Raw genomic sequence first — 22,490 nt, forward strand, 5'->3', positions numbered from 1 at the left:
TGATATTTTAAATTCATTATAATTTACACTAACAATGCCGCTTTATTTTCAATGTCGTTTTGCGTTAACAATGATTTTATATTATTGAAAGTTACCAAAGCAATTTGCGTTAAAGCTTCATTGGTGAAAAACGCCTGATGCGCCGTTACCAAAACATTTGGAAAGCTCATTAAACGTTGAATAGCATCATCTTGAATAATGTCTGCAGAAAGATCTCTAAAGAACAATTTTTCTTCCTGTTCGTAAACGTCAATTCCTAAATAGCCAATTTTACCTTCCTTTAATCCTTCGATTACGCTCGAAGTTTCAATTAATCCGCCACGGCTTGTATTAATAATCATAACGCTGTCTTTCATGAAAGAAATAGAAGTGGTATTGATAACATGTTTTGTTTGTTCATTCAGCGGACAATGAAGCGAAATAATATCGCTTGATTTAAAAATCTCCTCTAAGCCAACAAAAGAAACACCGTCTTTTTTCATTTCTTCATTTTCGACAATATCATAAGCCAAAACTTTACAGCCAAAACCTAATGCAATTTTAGAAAATGCTTTTCCGATATTTCCAGTTCCAATAATTCCGATTGTTTTTCCGAATAAATCGAAACCTAATAATCCGTTTAAAGAAAAATTCTGCTCGCGAACTCTATTGTAGGCTTTGTGTGTTTTCCTATTTAAAGTTAAAATCATTGCCATGGCATGTTCGGCAACTGCTTGCGGAGAATATGCGGGAACACGGCAAACTTTTATGTTGTGGTTCTTCGCTGCTTCCAAATCGACGTTATTAAATCCAGCGCAACGTAAGGCAATTATTTTTACTTTCTTTTCGGCTAATTGTTTAATGACAGTTTCGTTAACAATATCATTTACAAAAACACAAACAATCTCGCATTCTTCAATTAAAGCGACAGTCTGAGGATTTAATTGGGTTTCAAAAAAATCCAATTGAAAGCCAAAATCTTCATTGTATTTATAGAAAAACGTTTTATCGTAAGGCTGAGTCGAGAAAAAAGCTATTTTATTTGCAACAAGATTTGAGCTCATAATATTAAATTATTTATGTTTTGTTATTTCGAAAATTCCCTTTTGGCAGATAATACAGCCATCCAAAACCAATTAAAAATAAAATAAGCGAACCTATAAAAGCAGGAATTAAAATTTCTTTATTGTTGTCTAATGCATTGTTTAAAGCGGCATACAATAACCAAATCTGGATGCTTACATTTAAGATTAAAACAAATATTAAAGTAGACAGAATAACATTCAACTTATTTGGATTTGCCTGATTTTGGCTTTTTCTAAATGTACTCATAATATATTTCTTAAACAATTAACTCGCTTTATTTTCAAAAGCTTTTACAAAAATCTTTTCTCCTTTTAAAACTACTTCTAACTGAGGCAATGCTCTTGGCGGAGGTCCCGCAATTACGTCTCCTGTCAAAGCATCAAAAGAACCTTCATGACAAGGACAATGAATAATTCCTGTTCCCGGTTTGTAATAAACGGCACAAGAAAGATGAGTGCATTTTTGTTCGTAAGCTCGAAACATGCCACTTTCTAAATGCACCAAAATGTACGGAATGGTACTTCCTTCAATCACAAAACCTCTTGTCCCGCCTAACGGAATATCTTTTATTTCACACACAAAATGTTCTCCAACAACTTCTTCGCTAGGCAATAAATAAGCTTTTGCTGCAACCAATCCGCTTCCAACCATTAAACCTCCAGAAACGAGTGTAAGGAATTTGGCAAAATCACGTCGGCTGACTTGTGTCGATTCTTGCTTTTTATATGGAAAATCTTTCTTCCAGTTTTCTTTTAAATTATCTTCTTTAGACATGGATTTTAGATTTAGAATATTCGTAATTCGCTGCTTCCTTTTGGCATCATGATATTCACTTTTGTGTTTACACGCTCTTTCCCGAAAACAAATGAATTTACAGGAGTGCTGTTTGGACGCATTTCTTCGATCTGAGCGCGGGTTCCATAAAACAGTGCACCACTTGGGCAAACTGTAGCGCACATTGGCTTTTTACCAACGCTTGTTCTGTCATAACACATATTGCATTTCATCATTAAATCGTATTCTTCCATTTTCTTCGGAACTCCAAACGGACAGGCCATTACGCAATTAGAGCATCCTATGCAGCGTTCTGTATTTGCGGTATGAACTACTCCAAATTCGTCTTGCGAAATAGCATCGGCAGGACAGACATTAGCACAAACTGGATCTTCGCAATGCATGCAAACTTGCACTGTAGTTTGAATCGTCACGGCACGCTCGACGTAATTAACATGAATCATCGATTCCTGACCATTTGTTTCACATTCCGAACACGCCATTTCGCACGCTTTACAGCCTATGCATCTTTGTAAGTCTACAAAAAACTCTTCGTTTTTATTATAATTAGTTAAATTCATAATTCTTGTTTTTATAGATTAAACACTTGCATAAGCATTTGATTTGTCTGATGAATTTTCTATTTCTCCCAAAGGTTCCAACTTACATGCACAAACTTTGAACTCTGGAATTTTTGAAATAGGATCTAATGTTCCAGGCGTTAACTGATTGGCTGATTTTTTCCCCGGCCAGTGATACGGAATAAAAACAGTATCTTTTCGAATGGTTTCTACAATATTGGCTGGGAAAACACCTTCTCCTCTTCGGGTTGAAACTTTTACTAATTCTCTTTGCTGAATATTATATTTCTGAGCCATTTCTGGGTGAATTTCCAGTAAAGGTTCAGGAAACTGATCTACTAGTTTTCCTATTCTTCTAGTTTGCGTTCCGCTTAAATATTGAGAAACGACACGGCCAGTTGTTAATGTTATTGGATATTCTTCATCTGTAACCTCACCAGGCAGTTTATAAGGAGCAGGATTAAAATGTGCTTTTCCGTCTGGAGTTGCAAACTTTTTATCTTCCCATAATCTTGGCGTTCCAGGATGATCTTCGGTTGGACATGGCCAGAAAACGCCCATATTGTCTTCTACTTTTTTATAAGTTATTCCGTTGTAATCGGCTGTTCCTCCTTTTGAAGCGACACGTAGTTCATTAAAAATGGCTTCGCTATTTGCGTAAGTAAATCTTTCTTCTTCCCCTAATCTTTTAGCCAATTCTAATAATATTGAAGTGTCTGTTCTCGCATCGCCTGGAGGAGTTACAGCTTGGCGAATTCGGATGACACGTCCTTCAGCTGAAGTAGTCGTTCCCTCCTCTTCTTCCTGCAAAGAACCTGCTAAAACAATGTCAGCATGACGTGCTGTTTCATTCAAAAAGAAATCTATTGCCACATAAAACTCTAATTTTTCAAGAGCAGAACGCACATAATTATTATTCGGCAAAGACACTAACGGATTAAAACAAATCGAAATCAATCCCTTTATTTCACCGCTATGAATGGCTTCGATAATTTCATAGGCTGTAATACCTTTGTGAGGCATATCTTCTTCTTTTATTTTCCAGACATCAGCAATGTATTTTCGATGATCCATATTTTCGATATCACGATTTCCAGGCAATTGATCGCATTTATGACCGTGCTCTCTTCCGCCCTGACCGTTTCCTTGTCCGGTAATGGTTCCGTAACCGCAATAGGGTCTTCCAATTCTTCCTGTTGCCAAAACCAGATTAATGCATCCGATTACATTATCAACACCTTTAGAATGATGTTCTATTCCTCTTGCGTGGAGTAAAAAGCTCGTTTTTGCTTTTCCCCATAATTCAGCTGCTTCTTTAATTTTTTCTTTTGAAATTCCTGTAATCTCTTCTGCCCATTCTAAAGTATAATCCTTTACAGCATCAATCGTTTCCTGAAATCCTGAAGTATGATTATCAATAAAATCATGATCCAGCATATCGTGATCTACGAGATATTTCAACATTGCTCCATATAAAGCCGAATCGGTTCCTGGTCGTACATCCAAATGAACATCAGCAGTTCTTGCCAATGGAATAACTCGTGGGTCGACAACAATTAATTTAGCGCCGCGATCTCTGGCTTTCCAAATCCAATGGGTTAATGTTGGAAACGTCTCACTAATATTCGCTCCAGCAACAATAATGACTTCAGCATATTCTAAATCAGAATAATTGTTTGAAGCCCGATCTAAACCAAATGCTTTTTTATTTCCAGCGCCCGCACTTACCATGCAAAGGCGTCCGTTGTAATCTAAATTTCTTGTTTTTAAAGCTACTCTCGCAAATTTTCCGACCAAATAGCTTTTTTCGTTAGTAAGCGAAACTCCAGATAACATCGAAAATGCATGTTTACCATATTTCTCCTGAATTCTTTTGATTTCAGAAACGGTTTTATCCATAGCTTCATCCCAAGTCGTTTGTTCAAAACCTTTACCTTCTACCCTTTTTATTGGATGCAATAATCGGTCGGGATGATTGTTCTGCATATAACGCTGAACACCTTTTGGACACAAACGACCTTCGTTGAACGGAAATTCCATCCAAGGTTCAAAACCAACCACTTTATTGTCTTTTACAGATAATTGAATTCCGCACTGCATGCCACAGAAACAGCAATGCGTTTTGACCATTTTATCTGGTTCATCGCGCCCTGAATATCCTTCTTTTGGCGTATAATTCAGATGCGGACCAAATGCTTCAATTATTTTTTCAGTTGATACAGGTAGTTTTGCCATGATTTTTTTTGTTATTTTTTGGTTTCTTGTTTCATGTTTCACGTTCTGCGACGAAACTTGAAATCTTAAACTTGAAACTATAATTTTATCCAAATAAATTTCCGCCTTCGATTCTTGCTTTTAAATGCGCTTTCGCCAAACGATCTCGTTTTCCTTCGGGACTTAAATCCAAGTGTGAATTTCCTTCATCATCACTAAAGTCAAAACCTAATTGTTTAGTTACTATTTTTAAATCATCGATATGAAGTTGTGTCGTAAATGGTTTTCCTGTTTCTTTACAGATTGCCATTCCTTTTTTCATTCCTTCTTTTTTGTAAATGTGCGCACCAATCTGAGCAGGTCGCTGAATAATATGGAAGAATTTTCCAAACGGAATCCATATTAAAAACATAATAACTGTTACGGCATGAACTACTGCGAGAAAATCATACGCAAATCCTTTCATGAATTGATAAGAATAAGTCAGGCACAAACCCGTAACAGAAATTGCAATTAATAAAAGAAGTGGCAGTAAATCGCCTTCAAAAGTCTGTGTGGCAATTAATCCAGGATTGGTTAAACGTCTTCTTAAATAATAAAGTGAACCAAAAATAACCAGATAAGAAGACCAGTTTAAGGCATGGAAAGTCAAAAATGCCATGATTGAATCCAATCTGAAATCCATTACTTTAAAACCAAAAAAATGAGCTTCGTAAACTGAAATAGAATTTGGAGCCAATGTAAAGTTAATCCATCCAAATGTGAGCGGAAAAGTAATTGCAAAAGCAGAAAAACAGCCAATTGCAATACAAAAATGAGCCAGCCATCTGTATTTACCTCTTGGATAAATAAACTTCTGAAAAGCAATATTCTGAACAGATTCTTTTCCTAAAAACCACAAATGCGAAAATACTTTTCCTGTAAAGAGAAAATGAATTCCGCGCTTGAAATACATCCAAGTTGGCGGTCGTTGCAACCAAACCGTATAGCGATACACAACTCCGAAAAATGCAAACAGAGTTCCGAACAGATAGGTAACCAAAGCCGCATCAAAATTTTGCAGTTTTCTTGATCCATAGAAAACCAATACGACCATAAAAACCGAAGCTGCCGTTGCAATTAATAAAGCTTTCGTATTAAATGTTTTTTCTTTCATGACAGATTATTTTCGATCAATATCTTTAGCCATTTCAGGCAATCTTTCTTTTGTCATTTTCACAATTACACGGTGCATCCAGATTAAACAAGTCAGAGATAATGCTAAAATAAAAAGCCAAGAGCTTGTCCAGAATCCGGTAAATGATAATAAATACCCGAAAATAATTGGTCCGAAGAATCCGCCTAAACCACCTAAGAGTCCGACCATTCCGCCAATTACACCTACTTCATTGGGAAAATAATCTGGTATATGTTTGTAAACAGCTGCAGAACCAATTCCCCACGAAATTCCTATTAGAATTACCAAAACTAAATACACCCACATATTGGCTTCAAAATGAATTTGTGTAATTCCTTCTGCCAATAAATCTTTTTTCTGTATTTTTTGATTTTCTGCTACTACAACTTCCTGCCATGTTTTTTTGGATGGAAAAAACTTAGAATGCGGCTGACTTTCATCTTTCTGACTTATATCATATTCTTTACCATCAACCACTATTTTATCAGGCGAAACTGCTGTAACAGTTCCTGCTTTACTCGCTAAAAGACCGCTTCCTGAAGTCGTTATATCCATTTTTGGAAACAATAATAAGAAGCTTAATACGACCGAAGAGCTCAAAACCCAGTACATTACTTTTCTAGCTCCGAATTTATCCGACAAAAAACCTCCAAAAGCACGTACGACACCCGCAGGTAAACTAAAGCAAGAAGTAAAAATTCCGCCTAAAACTAAAGTTGTGTGATAGACATTCATAAAATTTGGCAGAAGCCATTGCGAGAAAGTCACAAACGAACCAAACACTAAGAAATAGTATGTTCCGAAACGCCAGACACGAACACTCTTTAAAGGCTGTAATAATTGTTTTACCGTTTTGGATTGTGCTTCGCTTTTTTTGTTTTTGGCGAAAATCAGAAATACAATTCCCATCAATAATAAAGCTGAACCATAAAGGACAGGAAGCCATTTCCATCCATTTTCTGGATCGCTTTCTGAGAATGTGCTCAAAAGTGAAGGTGCTAAAAAAGGCGTGATAGAAGCTCCTGCTGTCCCCATTCCGAAAATTCCCAAAGCTCTTCCCTGCCATTCTTTAGGATACCAGACAGAAGTTGAAGCTACTCCTACAGCAAAACTGGTTCCTACCATTCCGAATAAGAAACTTAGGATGGCAAAAACAGTAAAAGAAGTCGCAAATGGCAAAAGAAATAACGGAATTGAAGCCAAAATCAATAAAGCAGAATGTACAATTTTGCCACCAAACTTATCGGTTAAAATTCCCATTGGCAATCTCATAATTGATCCCGTAAGAACAGGAATTCCCAAAAGCCAGCCAATTTGTACGACGCTCCAGTTAAAAATTTCCTTATCAACTAAAAAAGTAACCAATACTCCGTTGAGTGTCCAGCATGCAAAACAGATTGCAAATGCCAAAGTGTTTAAAAAAAGGATGCGGTGTGCTTGGGAAAGATCTGCCATAGAATAAAGTATTAAATTGTGTTTTTGAAAATCTATTACTGAAATATGGGAATCATGGGAATTGCTTTTCATAAACAACAGAAAAGCAATAGTTTACTAAAGTTAAAAAAAATATTCAAAGCAAAACACTTATAGCCAAACATTTAGCGTTATAATAATCTTATTTAAAATCATTCTTCAAAAAAAACTGAAAATCAATCTGTTAAATAAAACACAATTTTAAAAGATTGATTAAACCAGTTTTAATTAATAAAGTCTAATCTGAAAAACAATTAAAAAACTTGAATATGAAAAAATTATTTATCGCAGCTATGTTATTTGTTGGAGTAACGAGTTTTGCACAAGACATGGATCAAAAACCAGCGCGTGAGCAAAGAGAAAGAATGACTCCAGAACAGCGTAATGAGAAACAGCTTCAAAAATTGACCACAGAATTAAATTTAGATGCTAGTCAGCAAGCACAAGTAAAACAGCTTTTAGCAGATAGAAGCGCAAAAGCCGAAAAAATTAGAGAAGCTAGAAAAGAAAAAAAAGACAGTAACACAAAACCAACTGCTGAAGAAAAAGCGGCTTTCAAAAAACAAATGGAAGACGAAGTCGCAGCAAATGATGCTAAAATGAAATCGATCTTAAAAGCAGATCAATACACAAAATGGAAAGCCCTCCAAGAAGAGAAAAAAGACAAAATGAGGGATAAAATGAAAGAGCGCCAAAAAGATAAAATCTAATTTGATGCATAAAAAAAAGAGGCTTATGAAGCCTCTTTTTTGTTATTTAAAATGTTTTCGAAACTTTATCGATCGCATTGATTGTGAAATCTAAATCCTCGTACGTTAAGGCATCTGTAATAAACCACGTTTCGTATGCAGATGGCGCGATATAAACACCTTCTTGCAATAATCCATGGAAGAATTTCTTAAACGTTTCGTTGTCTCCTTTTGCAGCCGTTTGAAAATCAGTAACCGGATTTGCATCAAAATGAACAGAAATCATAGAACCAACTCTGTTGATTGTAAACACAACATTATTCGCTTTTAAAACTCTATCGATTCCTGCTTCTAAATAAGCTGTTTTTTCTTCTAAACGAGTAAAAATTTCTCTGTCGCTGTCTAAAGCTTTTAACATTGCATATCCCGCTGCCATTGCTAACGGATTTCCTGATAATGTTCCTGCTTGGTAAACTGGTCCAAGAGGCGCTAAATAGTTCATAATTTCTTCACGTGCAGCAAAAGCTCCAACTGGAAGTCCGCCGCCGATTACTTTTCCGAAAGTTACGATATCAGCATCAATTCCATACAATTCTTGAACTCCACCACGAGCTAAACGGAAACCTGTCATTACCTCATCAAAAATCAATAAGATTCCGTTTGTAGTACACAAGTCTCTTAAACCTTGTAAGAAACCTTCTTTAGGTACAATACATCCCATATTTCCAGCAACCGCCTCAATAATAATGGCTGCAATTTCTCCTTTATTGGCTTCTACTAGAGTTTTTACATTCTCTAAATCATTGTATTTGGCTAACAAAGTATCTTTTGCAGTTCCCTCTGTAACTCCAGGACTATTTGGTGATCCAAAAGTTACTGCGCCACTTCCTGCTTGAATCAAAAATGAATCAGAATGTCCGTGGTAACAGCCAGCAAATTTGATGATTTTATCTCTTTTTGTAAATCCGCGAGCTAGACGAATCGCGCTCATACAAGCTTCTGTACCAGAATTTACAAAACGTATTTTATCAATATTCGGAACCATAGAAACAGCTAAAGCTGCAATTTCAGTTTCCAATTCTGTTGGCATTCCGAATGAAGTACCCAATTTTGCTTTTTCGATTACAGCATCAACAACTGGCTGATAAGCGTGACCCAAAACCATTGGTCCCCAAGAGTTGATATAATCTATTAATTTATTTCCGTCTTCATCATATAAATACGCGCCTTTGGCACTTTTTACAAAAATCGGAGTTCCGCCAACGGCTTTAAACGCTCTTACTGGTGAATTTACTCCTCCCGGAATTACTTTTTCTGCTTCAGCAAAAAGCTGACTACTTCTTTTATATAACATTTAATTTTAGATTTTTGAGTTTAGATTTTAGATTTAATTTATCGACTTAAACCTTGATCTAAAACAAACTCATTGAAATATTTTTGTTCTATTTGTTCTTCTTTTGAAAGATCTTCCATTTTTTTATCTGACATTCCAAATGGTGAATAAAAACTCCATTTCCAAGTTGGTCGATGTTTTATGAAAAAATTTGTCCCTCCAAATTCATCATGTGCATAAACTCCACAAAAAAGTCTAACAGCTACTACAATTATTAAAATAAAAATTACGGTTTTCCTTTTCATTCATAATTTATAATTAACAACTAACCATTATTATTATTTCACTTTCAACCTCTGCCCAATCGAAATCGCATTATCTATCAGATTATTTTTCTTTTTTAAATCTTCAACCAATAAATTGAATTTCTTTGAAATCGAATAAAGCGTATCTCCTTTTTGAACCTCATACGTATTCGGATCGTATTGATTCATATTGATCTTTGGATCAGAAGCGACATCATAAGATGATTTTTTTGGCGGAGCCGTCGAAGTATTTATTGGCACATAATTTCTTCCTGTAACCTGACAATCGTACTGATGCAGATTGTAGCGTTCAATATAACTGATCAATTTATCAGGATATTTTGGATCTGTCGCGTATCCGCAAGCTCTAAGTCCTTTTGCCCAAGCTTTGTAATCGTCTTTTTCGTAAGTGAATAAGCTAGCGTATCGTTTTTTTCCAACCAAAAATAAAGCGTGATCTCTATACGATTCTGATGCCTGAGGATATTTTCTAAAACATTCTTGAGCCGAGTCATCGTCGTGGCGAACACTTTCTCCCAACCAATCATTATGACATTTTATTCCAAAATGATTATTAGCATCTACAGCTAAATCTCCTCTTCCTGCACCAGATTCTAAAATTCCCTGCGCCAAAATAATACTTGCAGGAATTCCGTAAGTTTTCATGTTTCCCATTGCAATTTCTTTGTACTGCAATACATAATTATTAATTAAATCGCTGGTAACAACTGTTTTTGATGTAGATTGAATAACCTCAGTTGTGTTATTTGTAGAAGGATAATTTTTACCGATTGGTTTAGCGGGAGTGCCTCTTTTTGTTGCCGCCGTTCTAGTTTGAACAGCTGCCGCTTTTTTAGTCGTCGCGATGGCAGGCTTACTAGAAGAGCAGCTTGCTAAAGCTAATATTACGAGAAGTAATACAATTTTTTTAATCATTGGTTTTGAGTATTGGTAATTTCTTCTGCTTCAACTTTATATTCATTCCGTCAATTCCCTGCAATCCGCCTGTGTGAATGAGTAAAATTTTTGAATGTGCAGGAAAATAATTTTTGCTGATTAAATCTATAACGCCAAAAACCATCTTTCCTGTATAAATTGGATCTAAGGGCACTTTTGTCTTTTCGAAAAAAGAATTAACAAATTCAATTAATTCTAAGTTTATCTTGCCATAACCTCCAAAATGATAGTCAGAAATTAAATTCCAGTTATCTTTTTTTGCAAAAATACGAATTTCATCGGTTAAAAAGTTACCTTTTAACGCTGGAAAGCCCAAAATTTTCTGATTTGACAGCGAATTATTAATTAATCCCGAAATTGTTCCGCCTGTTCCAACTGCACAGCAAACGTAATCAAAAACTGAATCTTCGCCTGTCAAAATTTCTTCGCAACCTTTTACAGCGAGTTCATTTGTTCCGCCTTCTGGAACCAAATAAAAATCGCCAAACTTATCTTTGAGTTTTTCTATAAAAGATGCTTCACTTTTTAATCGATAGTCTTCTCTCGAAACAAATTCAAACTGCATTCCGTTTTGCTGCGCAAATTTAAGCGTTGGATTTTCTTCAATTTTATCGGAAAGTTCGTCTCCGCGAATTATTCCAATTGTCTTAAATCCCTGCTCTTTTCCTGCATAAGCCACCGCTGCGATATGGTTGGAAAATGCTCCTCCAAAAGTCAGTAAAGTGTCTTTATTTTCGGCTTTCGCCTGAAGTAAATTGTATTTCAGCTTTCTGAATTTATTTCCTGAAACGAAAGGATGAATTAAATCTTCTCGCTTAATAGTCAAAGAAATATCATTCGGAAAATCGATGTTTATATTTTGATTGAAAACTGGATTCATTTTAATTTGATATAATGCAGAAATTGAAAAAAAGATCTTTTTTTGAGATAATTAAAATCGGTTTCTTTTGCGTAAGCTTCTCTTTCAAAACTAATATTTCTATATGCTAAATCTTTGTTTCTATATTGAATTAAACGAATTAAGAACTCTAATACATACCAAATAAAAAATGGTAGAATCAGCATTTCCAACTGTTGCCTCAAATGTATTTTTTCATGATTGACAAAAACTCCATTTGCTTTATCAAAATCATATTTTATCAAAACAAACGGAAATACAGCCATTCCTCGATAACCTTTCGGAATTAAATATTTGACAACAATCAGAAACATTGGCTGTAAAATTTATAAATTTGTAGCTATAAAATTGTTCGATTTCAATAAAATCATAATCAAATATTTTTATTTTTGATTTTTAATTATTCGAAAAAGAACGTGAAGCAGGTTTATGAAAGAACAAAGTAATGAAAATAAATTAATCGAAGGAGAAGATTTTTACTATACGCCCGAAGGTTATAAATGCTTTACTGAAAAACATCATCTAAAACGCGGTTACTGCTGTAAAAGTGGTTGCCGTCATTGTCCGTACGGATTTGATAAACGAACAGGAGAGATAAGAAAGAAGACAAATTAGATAATTCTAAAATCTAAAATCAATAATTTAAAATATAATATGGATATCCATTCACGAAAATTCAGGATTAAAATCCACAAGTCCTATCACAGGTCGGATATCCGTTATCCCTAGTTTTTTTAATTAGAAAATGTGGCAATGTGGCAATTTGAAAATTAGATAATTTAAAAATCAATTATTTCACTAATAGCTATTTCGCTCCGCTTTTGCATTGGGTTATTATTATTTTCTATAAATATTCCGCCTTTCCAAGGCTTTACATTTGATATTTTTATATTTAATAAAGCTCCGCGAGGAGCGACATATTTATAGAAACCATTTTACCGTTTGTCACATTTAAGCCCCAGCGGGGCGACATAATCAAAAAAACAAAAAATTAATCTGCTGTTAATCTAGCCGCGATACCTTAGCATCTTAGATCCTCAGCACCTTAGAATCTTAAAAAAATGACTTTCAAAGAACAAATACAACAAGGAATACCTTCTATATTACCATCAAAGCAGGCATACGATCCAGCTATTAATCATGCTCCGAAACGAAAAGAAATTCTTTCGGCGGAAGAAAAAAAGCTGGCATTGAAAAATGCTTTACGTTATTTTGATCCAAAACACCACGCCGAACTACTTCCTGAATTTTCAGAAGAATTAGAAACTTACGGACGTATTTATATGTATCGTCTTCGTCCAGATTACAGAATGTACGCAAGACCAATTGATGAATATCCAGGGAAATCATTGCAGGCAAAAGCGATTATGCATATGATTCAAAACAATCTGGATTATGCTGTGGCGCAACATCCTCATGAATTGATTACCTACGGAGGAAATGGAGCGGTTTTCCAAAACTGGGCTCAATATTTATTAACAATGCAGTATTTGTCTGAAATGACAGATGAGCAAACTTTAACGATGTATTCGGGTCACCCAATGGGATTATTTCCTTCTCATAAAGAAGCGCCAAGAGTTGTGGTGACAAACGGAATGGTCATCCCGAATTATTCTAAACCTGACGATTGGGAAAAAATGAATGCACTTGGTGTTTCTCAATACGGACAAATGACAGCGGGAAGTTATATGTATATTGGCCCGCAAGGAATTGTACACGGAACAACCATTACAGTTTTAAATGGTTTTAGAAAAATAAAACAAAATCCAGAAGGAAGTTTATTCGTAACTTCTGGACTTGGCGGAATGTCTGGCGCTCAGCCAAAAGCAGGAAATATTGCTGGTTGCATCACAGTTTGTGCTGAGGTAAATCCGAAGATTACTAAAATCCGTCACGAACAGGGATGGATTAATGAAGTCGTAACTTCTACTGACGAATTGGTTGCCAGAGTTGCTTTAGCGAAAGCAAATAAAGAAACCGTTTCAATTGCTTACTTAGGAAATGTAGTTGATGTTTGGGAACGTTTTGATCAGGAAAATATCAAAATTGATTTAGGTTCAGATCAGACTTCACTTCATAATCCGTGGGCTGGAGGTTATTATCCAGTTGGAATTTCTTTTGAAGAAGCAAATGATTTGATGGCAAATAATCCAGAATTATTCAAAGAAAAAGTTAAGGAAACTTTACGTCGTCATGCAGCAGCAATCAACAAACACACCGCAAAAGGAACTTATTTTTTTGATTATGGAAATGCCTTTTTATTGGAAGCTTCTCGTGCAGGTGCAGATGTAATGGCAGAGAATAATATCGATTTTAAATATCCGAGTTACGTTCAGGATATCATGGGACCAATGTGTTTTGATTACGGATTTGGTCCTTTCAGATGGGTTTGTACTTCAGGGAAACCAGAAGATTTGCTAAAAACAGATGCAATTGCTTGTGAAGTTTTAGAAAAAATGGCTGAAACTGCTCCAAATGAAATTCAGCAGCAAATGCAGGATAATATTAAATGGATTAAAGGTGCGCAAGAAAACAAATTGGTTGTAGGATCTCAAGCTCGAATTTTATATGCTGATGCCGAAGGACGAATTAAAATCGCTAAAGCTTTTAATCAGGCTATTGCAAAAGGCGAAATTGGCGCTGTGGTTTTAGGGCGTGATCATCATGACGTTTCTGGAACCGATTCTCCTTACAGAGAAACCTCTAATATTTATGACGGATCTCGTTTTACTGCCGATATGGCCATTCATAATGTAATTGGCGACAGCTTTAGAGGAGCAACCTGGGTATCAATTCATAACGGTGGCGGCGTTGGCTGGGGAGAGGTTATAAATGGCGGATTTGGTATGGTTCTTGATGGTTCTACAGAGGCTTCAAAGCGTTTAGCTTCAATGCTTTTCTGGGATGTTAACAACGGAATTTCAAGAAGAAGCTGGGCAAGAAATGAAGGTGCTGTTTTTGCTATAAAAAGAGCAATGGAAGTTGAGCCGTTACTAAAAGTTACGCTGCCAAATTTGGTTGATGAAAGTTTAATTTAAAGTTTGTATAAAATTTTAAAATAACCGTAATGTCATCCTGAGCGAAGTCGAAGGCTTATAAAAACGAAAAGGCTTCGACTCCGCTCAGCCTGACAAACTTAAAACAAGAACATTTAATTCTTAGAAATATGAAAACACTAAAGTTAATTCCGTTTTTACTGCTGTTTGTATTTGCTTCTTGCAGCACTGTGACCGTTTATTCTGATTATGACAAAACTGTCGATTTTACGCCTTATAAAACGTACGCCTACTTTAAGCCCGGAATTGACAAGGTTGAAATATCAGATTTAGACAAAAGAAGAATTTTACGCGCGATTGATGATCAAATGCAAGCCAAAGGCTTTACAAAAAGCGAAAATCCCGACTTGCTGGTAAACATTTTTACTAAATCAAGAGAGCAAGTAGATGTAAACCAATTTACCGCTGGCTGGGGTTATGGCTGGGGCTGGGGTTGGAATCCTTACATGATGTACGGAGGACAGACTACAGTTTCTACTTCTACTGAAGGAACTTTATACATTGATTTAATCGATGCTAAAAAGAAAGAAATGATTTGGCAAGGTGAAGGAGTTGGAACTCTAACCAGAAACATCGACAAGAAAGATGAAAAAATTGCTGAGTTTGTAGGCAAAATTTTAGCGCAATATCCGCCAGTAAAAAAATAATTATTTACATTTGTCCTTCAATCAGTAAAAAAAATGACAAACTTTAACAACATTATTATCTCTATTATTAGCATTATTGCAATTCAGCAATAATGGCGAGGTGCTATATAAGTTTGTAAAATATAATTTATAGAAACCTCCCAATTGGGAGGTTTTTTATTTTAAAAAAGTTCAGAACATTTTTTTGCCACAGATTTCACAGATTCACACAGATTAAAAATCATTATAATCCTTTTAATCTGTGGCAAAAAAAAAATAAAAACAAAACACCATGAGTTTATTTGAAGAAGTACTTAATGCCCAAAAGCATCTCGAAAATGTAGTTGCTGCAACGCCTTTAACGCAAAATTTGAATCTTTCAGACGAATTTGAATCTACTATTTTACTAAAAAGAGAAGATTTACAAATTGTTCGTTCTTATAAAATTAGAGGCGCTTATAACAAGATTTCTTCGCTAAACGAAAAAGAAAAAGCAAACGGAACTGTATGCGCCAGTGCAGGAAATCATGCTCAAGGTGTTGCCTATTCTTGCAATCTTTTAAAGATTCATGGTAAAATTTACATGCCAAAAACCACTCCAAAACAAAAAGTAAAACAAGTTCAGTTATTTGGAAAATCGTTCGTTGAAATTGTTTTGACTGGAGATACTTTTGATGATGCTTACGCTTCTGCAACTGCTGATGCTATCAAGAATCACAAAACTTTTATTCATCCTTTTGATGATGAAAAAGTAATTGCCGGACAAGGAACTGTAGGTTTAGAAATTCTAGAAAGTTTTAAAGAGCCTATCGATTATGTTTTTGTACCAATTGGCGGCGGCGGACTGGCTTCTGGACTATCTGAGGTTTTTAAACATTTAAGTCCACATACCAAAATAATCGGTGTTGAACCAAAAGGCGCTCCTTCGATGAAAACTTCAATCGAAGAAAATAAAAATACACCGCTAAAATCAATCGATAAATTTGTAGACGGTGCAGCGGTTAAACAAGTTGGCGATAAAACTTTTGAAATCTGTAGATACAATCTTGAAGATATTATTCTGGTTCCAGAAGGAAAAGTTTGCACCACAATTTTAAGATTGTATAACGAAGAAGCAATGGTAGTAGAGCCAGCAGGAGCACTAACAATTGCTGCTTTGGATTTTTATAAAGATAAAATTAAAGGCAAAAATGTAGTCTGCATTGTCAGCGGAAGCAATAATGACATCGAAAGAACTGCCGAAATAAAAGAACGTTCTTTACTTTACGAAGGCTTAATGCATTATTTTATGATTCAGTTTCCACAGCGTCCGGGAGCATTAAAAGAGTTTGTCAATAATATTTTGGGACCAGATGACGACATCACTTATTTTCAGTTTGCTAAGAAAAACAGCCGCGAAGTGGGTTCTGTTGTTGTTGGTTTAGAATTAAAAAACAAAAACGATATTATGCCAATCAAGTTGAAAATGACTGAAAATGGTTTTGAGTTTCAATACTTGAATGACAATCAGGATTTGTTTACTCAATTAATTGGATAAAATAAAAACAAAGGCTGTCAGATGGGATGACAGCCTTTTCAAATTCAATACAAATTACTAATTGAATTGTGGATGTAATTATTGCTTCAAGATTTTTTTCGAATAAGAACCTTTACTATCGTTAACTTTTACAACGTAAACGCCTTTTGGCAATCGAGATATTTCTATTTCAGCTTGATTTCCTTTTACAAATTTTACGTTTTTCTTTAAAACTGGCTGTCCAGTAATATTAAAAATTTGTACTTCGGCATCTCCCTCATGATTGGTATCAATTTTCAAAGAATCATTTGCTTCATCAACAAAAATCATCATATCATTTGAGCTTGTATTCTCAACTACAGGTGTTTGTGCAACTAAAGCGTTTTTTGCCGTAGAAGATTCAACTTGCACAAATTGCCATTGCTGATTTAAACCTCCTGTATACACCCAAACTTGAATATTAGCGCCATTTGCCGTAGAAACATTTTCAACATCTAACGATTTACCGCTGTTTACATTTATGATTTTGTAATATCCAGTGCCAAGGCTTGTTACTGCCCATTTAAATTCATTTGAAGAAGAGAATGTTTTCTGCTGTACTTTTAGTCCGTCAGCTGTTCCATTATTTTCAACCGCCAAATACATTCCTGTAGATTTTACAATGATGTAATAATTCCCACTTCCGTCAGAAACAAATTTCCAACGCTGGTTGCTTCCTCCCCCGTTTGTAATATCGTACTGTTGAATTCTGCTTCCGCTTGTTGTAGCATTATCAGCAACATCTAAACCTTTGTTACTGTTTCTTGAAATAATGTTATAATACCCAGGAAAACCTGTCGAGCCAGCCGTTACGGTAATTGCACTCGTTGCTGTTTTTGCTCCATCAACAGTAGTTGCAGTGATTGTAGCATTTCCTGCAGCAATTGCAGAAACCAATCCGCTTGAATTTACTGTTGCAACAGAAGTATTGCTTGAGCTCCAGTTTACTGCAGTATTTGTAGCATTACTAGGAGAAACTGTTGCTGTCAATTGCTGTGACTGACCCGCTGTAAGTGTTGCAGAAGTCGGACTCACACTAACTCCCGTAACCGCAACGGGATTTGATGCTCCCCAAGTAAAAGTAACCGCAGAAGATGCTGGAACTGCATAATTAAATGCTGATGATCCTGAAACTACTTTTATCGTATTTGATGATCCTCCTGAATTATAAATTACAAGTGCTGTTGAACCATCAGGGTTTTTAAATCCAACTGAAGAAATACTGCCGCTAGAACTTGAAGCACTAATTCTTACTGCACCTGGTTTCACATATTTAGAAATCTGACCAATAATATAATAAGCAACATTTTTAGTATAACTTGTACTACTATTAACTGTAATAGCGCCTAAACAAGTACTACATCCTCCGGGAGTACGAGGCCCAAGACTTGAATTGTTTGCAGCGTTCCATTCTAAAACTGTTTTAGACCAGTTGTTTGCACTTCCAATAACAACGTTTTGCATGTGCCAGCCAAAATCTCCGCTAAAACTTCCGCCCGAACCTGTGTATTGTTCTGTAAAATAAACGTTTTTATTCGTTTGAGTTTTTACCGTTGACATTGCTGAAATGTTTCCTAAATACAAGTGAAATGCTGCACCGTCAACATAAGAACTGTTATTTAAAACATCAATCGGATAGGCTGTATTATCGCAATTGTGGTCAAAAGCAATAATTTTGATGTTTCCGTAGCCAGCGGCAGCCATTTGAGGTCCAAGCTGTTGATTGATGAAATTCTTTTGTTCTGTAGAGTTCATCAGCATACTTGGTTCATTGTTTGGATTTTCTGGTTCATTTTGCGGTGTAATTCCCCAAATATTAATACCTTGTGCTTTCATAGCATCAAAATATTTTACAAAGTATTTTGCATACGCCGCATAATATTGCGTTTGCAGAGAACCTCCAACCCAAGAGCCATTGGTTTTCATCCATCGTGGTGCAGACCAAGGAGTTGCTAAGATTTTGATGTTAGGATTAATCAACAGAATCTTTTTAAGGATTGGAACCAAATAAGTCAAATCAGGCCCATTCAAACTAAAATTATTCATATTGGTATCTCCTGAAGTTTCGTTATAACTATAAGAAGAACTGCTTAAATCTGAAGCTGCAATACTAATACGAACTACACTTGCATTTAATCCTGTTGTCGGATTGTATAAATCATTCAACAATTGGTTTTGCTGAGTTGCTGCCATTCCAGAAATGACTTCGCAGCTTCTCTCAGTAAGTGTATAACCGAATCCGTCCATAGTTTGATAGGTCGTTCCTGCATTTACTGTTACAGTTGAAGGATTGGTTCCTGAATTGGTTCCGAAACTTACAGTAGCTTGTTGCTGTAATAATTTAGTCTGATCTCCTGAAGTAATAAATGGAGTTACCGTCTGAGCGTTTAAGCTGTTCATGAATAAAAGCGTACCGCAACATAATAGTTTCAACGCTTTACTTACCCGAATTGTAGGTGTTTGAGTAGTTTTGTGCATTCTTTTGTGGTTTTGGTTTGATAATTAGTTTTTCCTTATTTATTCAGTTTTATTTTACTAAAACATCACAATATTATGAGTATTTTTACAATATTCTCATTTTTTTAACTTTACAAATACACATCAAATTAAAAAAAATGATATAACAAAAACCAATCTTATTGTTTTTCAAACTACTGAAAAACAATATTTTAAAAAATTAAAAATCATAAAAAACTTACCTATTAAAATTGAAATAACTCATCATAAAATAAAAAATCTATACAATTCCTTACAAAATGTGATTTTACCTAGCAATTAAAGGGCATATGACAATTATCAGGGAACTAAAAGAAAGATATATTGTATTTTTGCAGCTTACTTAAAATACAATAGAATGACAGCTTTAAAAGATATTTCGACAATAGAAGACATTCAGCAAATGGTTAACAGCTTTTATGCAAATGTTAGAAAGGACGATTTAATTGGGCCGATATTTAATGATAAATTACAAGATCGCTGGGAACCTCATCTGCAAAAAATGTACAATTTTTGGCAAACCATTTTATTTGATGTTCGCGCTTATTCTGGAACACCTTTTCCTCCACACAAACAATTACCAGTAGACAAAACACACTTTGACCGCTGGATTGCTATTTTTAATTCTACAATAGATTCGCAATTTGCTGGGCCAATAACAGAAGAAGCCAAAATGCGTGCTACCAATATGGCTTTTATGTTCAGCCACAAAATTGAATATTTTAGAAATGCAGAAAATGAAATGAGAAATACCATCAAAAAATCTTAAAGAAATTCTTTCAAATAAAAAGCAGAACTTTATATTTGATAAAATGAATTAACCCCAAATCTATATTCTTTTATTTATGAAAAAAGTAATTTTCCTTATTGCAATCTGTTTCTCATTTTTAAACCAATTATCAGCACAATCTCAAACTTCAGCTTCTAATCTATATAAAGGAACTGTTGATGGTAAAACTCCTATAACAGTTTATATTAAAACCGAAGATAATCCTTGCACTGCAGATTTAATGTTTACTTCTATGTATCGCTACAATAAATCTAACAATTGGATTCAGCTGAATGTTACTCAGGGCAAAAAGAAAGAAAATGAATTTGTAATGGTCGAACAGGGTTTTAGCGGTGTTCTAATTTTGCAGAAAAACGGAAATACATTTACCGGTTTATGGATTAGTCCTGACACTAAAAAACAGTTAAAAGTGGATCTGAAAGAAGCTTCGATGACTAAAAAAGAATCGGAAAATTTCGAAAAGACAATGGAAAAAGTGAATTATGAAAACAATGACTGCTAAAATTCCATTTATGTCCACCTTTACAAAATCTACAAAAATGCAATAAAAGTTTATTTCGAATAAAAATTTTGTGATGGATCGTAAAAAATCGAGCCGTAAATTCGTAATTTTACATTTTAATCTACAACGTTTTCGAAATGAATCCAAATATTGAAACCAATCCGTTATTAGAGCGATTGCCTAAACATTTACAGCAATTTATTAAACCTCAAGATTATAGCGATTACACTCCTATCAATCAGGCGGTTTGGCGATATGTTATGCGTAAAAATGTAGATTATCTTTCTAAAGTAGCACATCATTCTTATTTGGAAGGTTTACGCAAAACCGGTATCGAAATAGATTCTATTCCAAGCATGTACGGCATGAACCGAATTTTGAGCGAAATTGGTTGGGCAGCCGTTGCCGTTGACGGATTTATTCCGCCAAATGCTTTTATGGAATTCCAAGCTTATAATGTTTTAGTTATTGCTTCGGATATTCGTCAATTAGAACATATTGAATATACTCCTGCTCCAGACATCATTCATGAAGGTGCTGGCCACGCTCCTATTATTGCAAATCCCGAATATGCTGAATATTTGAGACGTTTTGGTGAAATTGGCTGTAAAGCGATTTCTTCTCACAAAGATTATCAAATGTATGAAGCGATTCGTCTGCTTTCTATTTTGAAAGAAGCAGAAGATACACCACAGGAAAAAATTGATGAAGCTGAAAAAGCTGTTGCCGATTTGCAAAATGATATGGGTGAATTGTCTGAAATGGCACAAATAAGAAACCTACATTGGTGGACAGTTGAATACGGTTTGATTGGAACTGTCGAAAATCCAAAAATATATGGTGCTGGATTGCTTTCTTCTATTGGAGAAAGTGCACACTGTATGACAGATAATGTAAAGAAAATCCCTTATGATATTTCGGCGGCAAATCAGAATTTTGATATTACACAGCTGCAACCTCAACTCTATGTAACACCAAATTTTTCTTATTTAAGTTTGATTCTGGAAGAATTTGCCAATAAAATGGCTTTACGAACAGGAGGTCTTTCCGGAATTCAAAAACTGATTCAATCGAACGCTTTAGGAACAATCGAATTAAGCACAGGGTTACAAATCTCTGGTGTGTTCACGAATGTAATTGAAGAGGAAGGAAAACCGGTTTACATTCAAACTACAGGAAAAACGGCTTTGGCTTATCGCGAAAAAGAATTAGTGGGTCACGGAACTCTAACTCATCCACACGGATTTGGAAGTCCAATTGGGAAATTGAAAGGTTTTAATCTTGCGATTGAAGATATGAGTCCGAAGGATTTACAGGCTTATAGCATTGTAGAAAACGAAACCGTAAAATTGGAATTTGAAGGCAATATTATTGTGGAAGGTGAAATTATTACAGGTTCTAGAAATCTTCACGGAGAAATTATTCTGATCAGTTTTAGAAATTGTACCGTAACGCATGGCGAAACTGTTTTGTTTCAGCCTGAATGGGGTAATTACGATATGGCAATTGGTAAAAAAGTTATTTCTGCTTTCTCTGGACCTGCAGATGTGAATAGTTTTGATCTAATTAATATTGTTCCTTCAACTAAAACTATCAAAGCAAAACATACTGATGAGCGTGATGAATTGGAAATTCTATACGCCACAGTTCGAAACATTCGAAATAATAAAGACTCTAAATCGGAGTTAAAATCTGTTTTTGAGAAATTAAAAAGCAATCACTCAAACGATTGGCTATTATCTGTTGAAATTGTCGAACTTCTGAAGGATTCTGATGAAAAACAGCTTTTACAAGAAGTTTTAGTTCATTTGGATCAATTGAAAGAAAGACGTCCTGAAATTGCACATTTAATTTCTGGCGGTTTGGATTTGATTTTTGATAATTTGCCACAAAGGCACTAAGACGCGAAGTTTTTTTGTTAATTTTTTAATCTCGCAAAGACGCAGAGTCGCAAAGTTTCCTTTCAATTGCCTCCTGCTTTAGCTGGAGATATTTATAA

Annotated in this window: 21 protein-coding genes; 8 read left to right on the forward strand and 13 right to left on the reverse strand. The window is 35.1% G+C overall.

Features of this window, described 5'->3' with window-relative positions; translation table 11 throughout:
• Positions 1–23: 23 nt before the first annotated feature.
• The 7 genes from ABXT06_RS06105 to ABXT06_RS06135 all read right to left on the reverse strand — a co-directional run bounded on the left by ABXT06_RS06105 (position 24) and on the right by ABXT06_RS06135 (position 7,266).
• Positions 24–1,043 (reverse strand): 2-hydroxyacid dehydrogenase, encoded by a 1,020-nt coding sequence (locus ABXT06_RS06105; RefSeq protein WP_354589943.1) that lies wholly within the window; start codon positions 1,041–1,043, stop codon positions 24–26.
• Positions 1,044–1,056: 13 nt separating this feature from the next.
• The gene (locus ABXT06_RS06110; RefSeq protein WP_095928740.1) at positions 1,057–1,311 is read right to left on the reverse strand and encodes a DUF6755 family protein; all 255 of its coding nucleotides are present in this window, start codon (positions 1,309–1,311) and stop codon (positions 1,057–1,059) included.
• 18 nt (positions 1,312–1,329) lie between these two features.
• A complete protein-coding gene (locus ABXT06_RS06115) occupies positions 1,330–1,839 on the reverse strand; it encodes a QcrA and Rieske domain-containing protein (protein ID WP_354589944.1) in 510 nt (169 codons plus the stop codon).
• Positions 1,840–1,850: 11 nt separating this feature from the next.
• Positions 1,851–2,420, reverse strand: a complete 570-nt coding sequence (locus tag ABXT06_RS06120) for a 4Fe-4S dicluster domain-containing protein (protein ID WP_201998193.1) — start codon at positions 2,418–2,420, stop codon at positions 1,851–1,853.
• Between the two features lie 18 nt (positions 2,421–2,438).
• Positions 2,439–4,655 carry a molybdopterin oxidoreductase family protein gene (locus ABXT06_RS06125; RefSeq protein WP_354589945.1) on the reverse strand — a complete coding sequence of 739 codons (2,217 nt, stop codon included), beginning with the start codon at positions 4,653–4,655 and terminating at the stop codon, positions 2,439–2,441.
• Positions 4,656–4,740: 85 nt separating this feature from the next.
• Positions 4,741–5,790 (reverse strand): MFS transporter, encoded by a 1,050-nt coding sequence (locus tag ABXT06_RS06130; RefSeq protein ID WP_354589946.1) that lies wholly within the window; start codon positions 5,788–5,790, stop codon positions 4,741–4,743.
• Between the two features lie 6 nt (positions 5,791–5,796).
• A complete protein-coding gene (locus ABXT06_RS06135; protein WP_354589947.1) occupies positions 5,797–7,266 on the reverse strand; it encodes an MFS transporter in 1,470 nt (489 codons plus the stop codon).
• Between the two features lie 287 nt (positions 7,267–7,553).
• Between ABXT06_RS06135 and ABXT06_RS06140 the strand changes: the two genes are divergently transcribed.
• Positions 7,554–7,994: a DUF4890 domain-containing protein gene (locus tag ABXT06_RS06140; protein WP_354589948.1), complete on the forward strand. Its 441-nt coding sequence runs from the start codon at positions 7,554–7,556 to the stop codon at positions 7,992–7,994.
• A 46-nt stretch (positions 7,995–8,040) separates the two neighbouring features.
• Here the strand turns inward: ABXT06_RS06140 and hemL are convergent, their stop codons facing one another.
• From hemL to ABXT06_RS06165, 5 genes are read right to left on the reverse strand one after another with little or no spacing between them, the layout of a single operon-like run.
• Positions 8,041–9,327 (reverse strand): glutamate-1-semialdehyde 2,1-aminomutase, encoded by a 1,287-nt coding sequence (gene hemL, locus ABXT06_RS06145; protein WP_354589949.1) that lies wholly within the window; start codon positions 9,325–9,327, stop codon positions 8,041–8,043.
• 38 nt (positions 9,328–9,365) lie between these two features.
• Positions 9,366–9,611 carry a hypothetical protein gene (locus ABXT06_RS06150; protein ID WP_354589950.1) on the reverse strand — a complete coding sequence of 82 codons (246 nt, stop codon included), beginning with the start codon at positions 9,609–9,611 and terminating at the stop codon, positions 9,366–9,368.
• A 33-nt stretch (positions 9,612–9,644) separates the two neighbouring features.
• Positions 9,645–10,547 carry a glucosaminidase domain-containing protein gene (locus tag ABXT06_RS06155; protein WP_354589951.1) on the reverse strand — a complete coding sequence of 301 codons (903 nt, stop codon included), beginning with the start codon at positions 10,545–10,547 and terminating at the stop codon, positions 9,645–9,647.
• Positions 10,540–11,448 carry a 1-aminocyclopropane-1-carboxylate deaminase/D-cysteine desulfhydrase gene (locus ABXT06_RS06160; protein ID WP_354589952.1) on the reverse strand — a complete coding sequence of 303 codons (909 nt, stop codon included), beginning with the start codon at positions 11,446–11,448 and terminating at the stop codon, positions 10,540–10,542. The genes ABXT06_RS06155 and ABXT06_RS06160 overlap by 8 nt, the downstream gene beginning before the upstream one ends.
• Positions 11,445–11,780 (reverse strand): FHA domain-containing protein, encoded by a 336-nt coding sequence (locus ABXT06_RS06165; RefSeq protein ID WP_354589953.1) that lies wholly within the window; start codon positions 11,778–11,780, stop codon positions 11,445–11,447. The genes ABXT06_RS06160 and ABXT06_RS06165 overlap by 4 nt, the downstream gene beginning before the upstream one ends.
• A gap of 115 nt (positions 11,781–11,895) precedes the next feature.
• Here ABXT06_RS06165 and ABXT06_RS06170 point away from each other — a divergent pair, with 115 nt between their 5' ends.
• The 4 genes from ABXT06_RS06170 to ilvA all read left to right on the forward strand — a co-directional run bounded on the left by ABXT06_RS06170 (position 11,896) and on the right by ilvA (position 16,685).
• Positions 11,896–12,081, forward strand: a complete 186-nt coding sequence (locus tag ABXT06_RS06170) for a C1orf53 family protein (protein WP_071636586.1) — start codon at positions 11,896–11,898, stop codon at positions 12,079–12,081.
• 446 nt (positions 12,082–12,527) lie between these two features.
• Positions 12,528–14,504: a urocanate hydratase gene (gene hutU / locus ABXT06_RS06175; RefSeq protein ID WP_354589954.1), complete on the forward strand. Its 1,977-nt coding sequence runs from the start codon at positions 12,528–12,530 to the stop codon at positions 14,502–14,504.
• Positions 14,505–14,632: 128 nt separating this feature from the next.
• Complete coding sequence (locus ABXT06_RS06180; RefSeq protein ID WP_260672829.1) at positions 14,633–15,169, forward strand: DUF4136 domain-containing protein; 537 nt, start codon at positions 14,633–14,635, stop codon at positions 15,167–15,169.
• Between the two features lie 271 nt (positions 15,170–15,440).
• The gene (gene ilvA, locus ABXT06_RS06185; RefSeq protein ID WP_111364180.1) at positions 15,441–16,685 is read left to right on the forward strand and encodes a threonine ammonia-lyase IlvA; all 1,245 of its coding nucleotides are present in this window, start codon (positions 15,441–15,443) and stop codon (positions 16,683–16,685) included.
• Positions 16,686–16,763: 78 nt separating this feature from the next.
• Here the strand turns inward: ilvA and ABXT06_RS06190 are convergent, their stop codons facing one another.
• Positions 16,764–19,181, reverse strand: a complete 2,418-nt coding sequence (locus tag ABXT06_RS06190) for an RICIN domain-containing protein (RefSeq protein WP_354589955.1) — start codon at positions 19,179–19,181, stop codon at positions 16,764–16,766.
• Between the two features lie 376 nt (positions 19,182–19,557).
• Here ABXT06_RS06190 and ABXT06_RS06195 point away from each other — a divergent pair, with 376 nt between their 5' ends.
• From ABXT06_RS06195 to ABXT06_RS06205, 3 genes are all read left to right on the forward strand, one after another.
• Positions 19,558–19,968: a group III truncated hemoglobin gene (locus ABXT06_RS06195; RefSeq protein ID WP_111377382.1), complete on the forward strand. Its 411-nt coding sequence runs from the start codon at positions 19,558–19,560 to the stop codon at positions 19,966–19,968.
• Between the two features lie 76 nt (positions 19,969–20,044).
• On the forward strand, positions 20,045–20,491 hold the full coding sequence (locus ABXT06_RS06200) for a hypothetical protein (RefSeq protein ID WP_354589956.1): 447 nt from the start codon (positions 20,045–20,047) through the stop codon (positions 20,489–20,491).
• Between the two features lie 137 nt (positions 20,492–20,628).
• Positions 20,629–22,392 (forward strand): aromatic amino acid hydroxylase, encoded by a 1,764-nt coding sequence (locus ABXT06_RS06205; protein WP_354589957.1) that lies wholly within the window; start codon positions 20,629–20,631, stop codon positions 22,390–22,392.
• Positions 22,393–22,490 lie beyond the last annotated feature (98 nt).

This window comes from Flavobacterium sp. UW10123 (assembly GCF_040538975.1).
In the GTDB taxonomy this organism is placed as follows: domain Bacteria; phylum Bacteroidota; class Bacteroidia; order Flavobacteriales; family Flavobacteriaceae; genus Flavobacterium.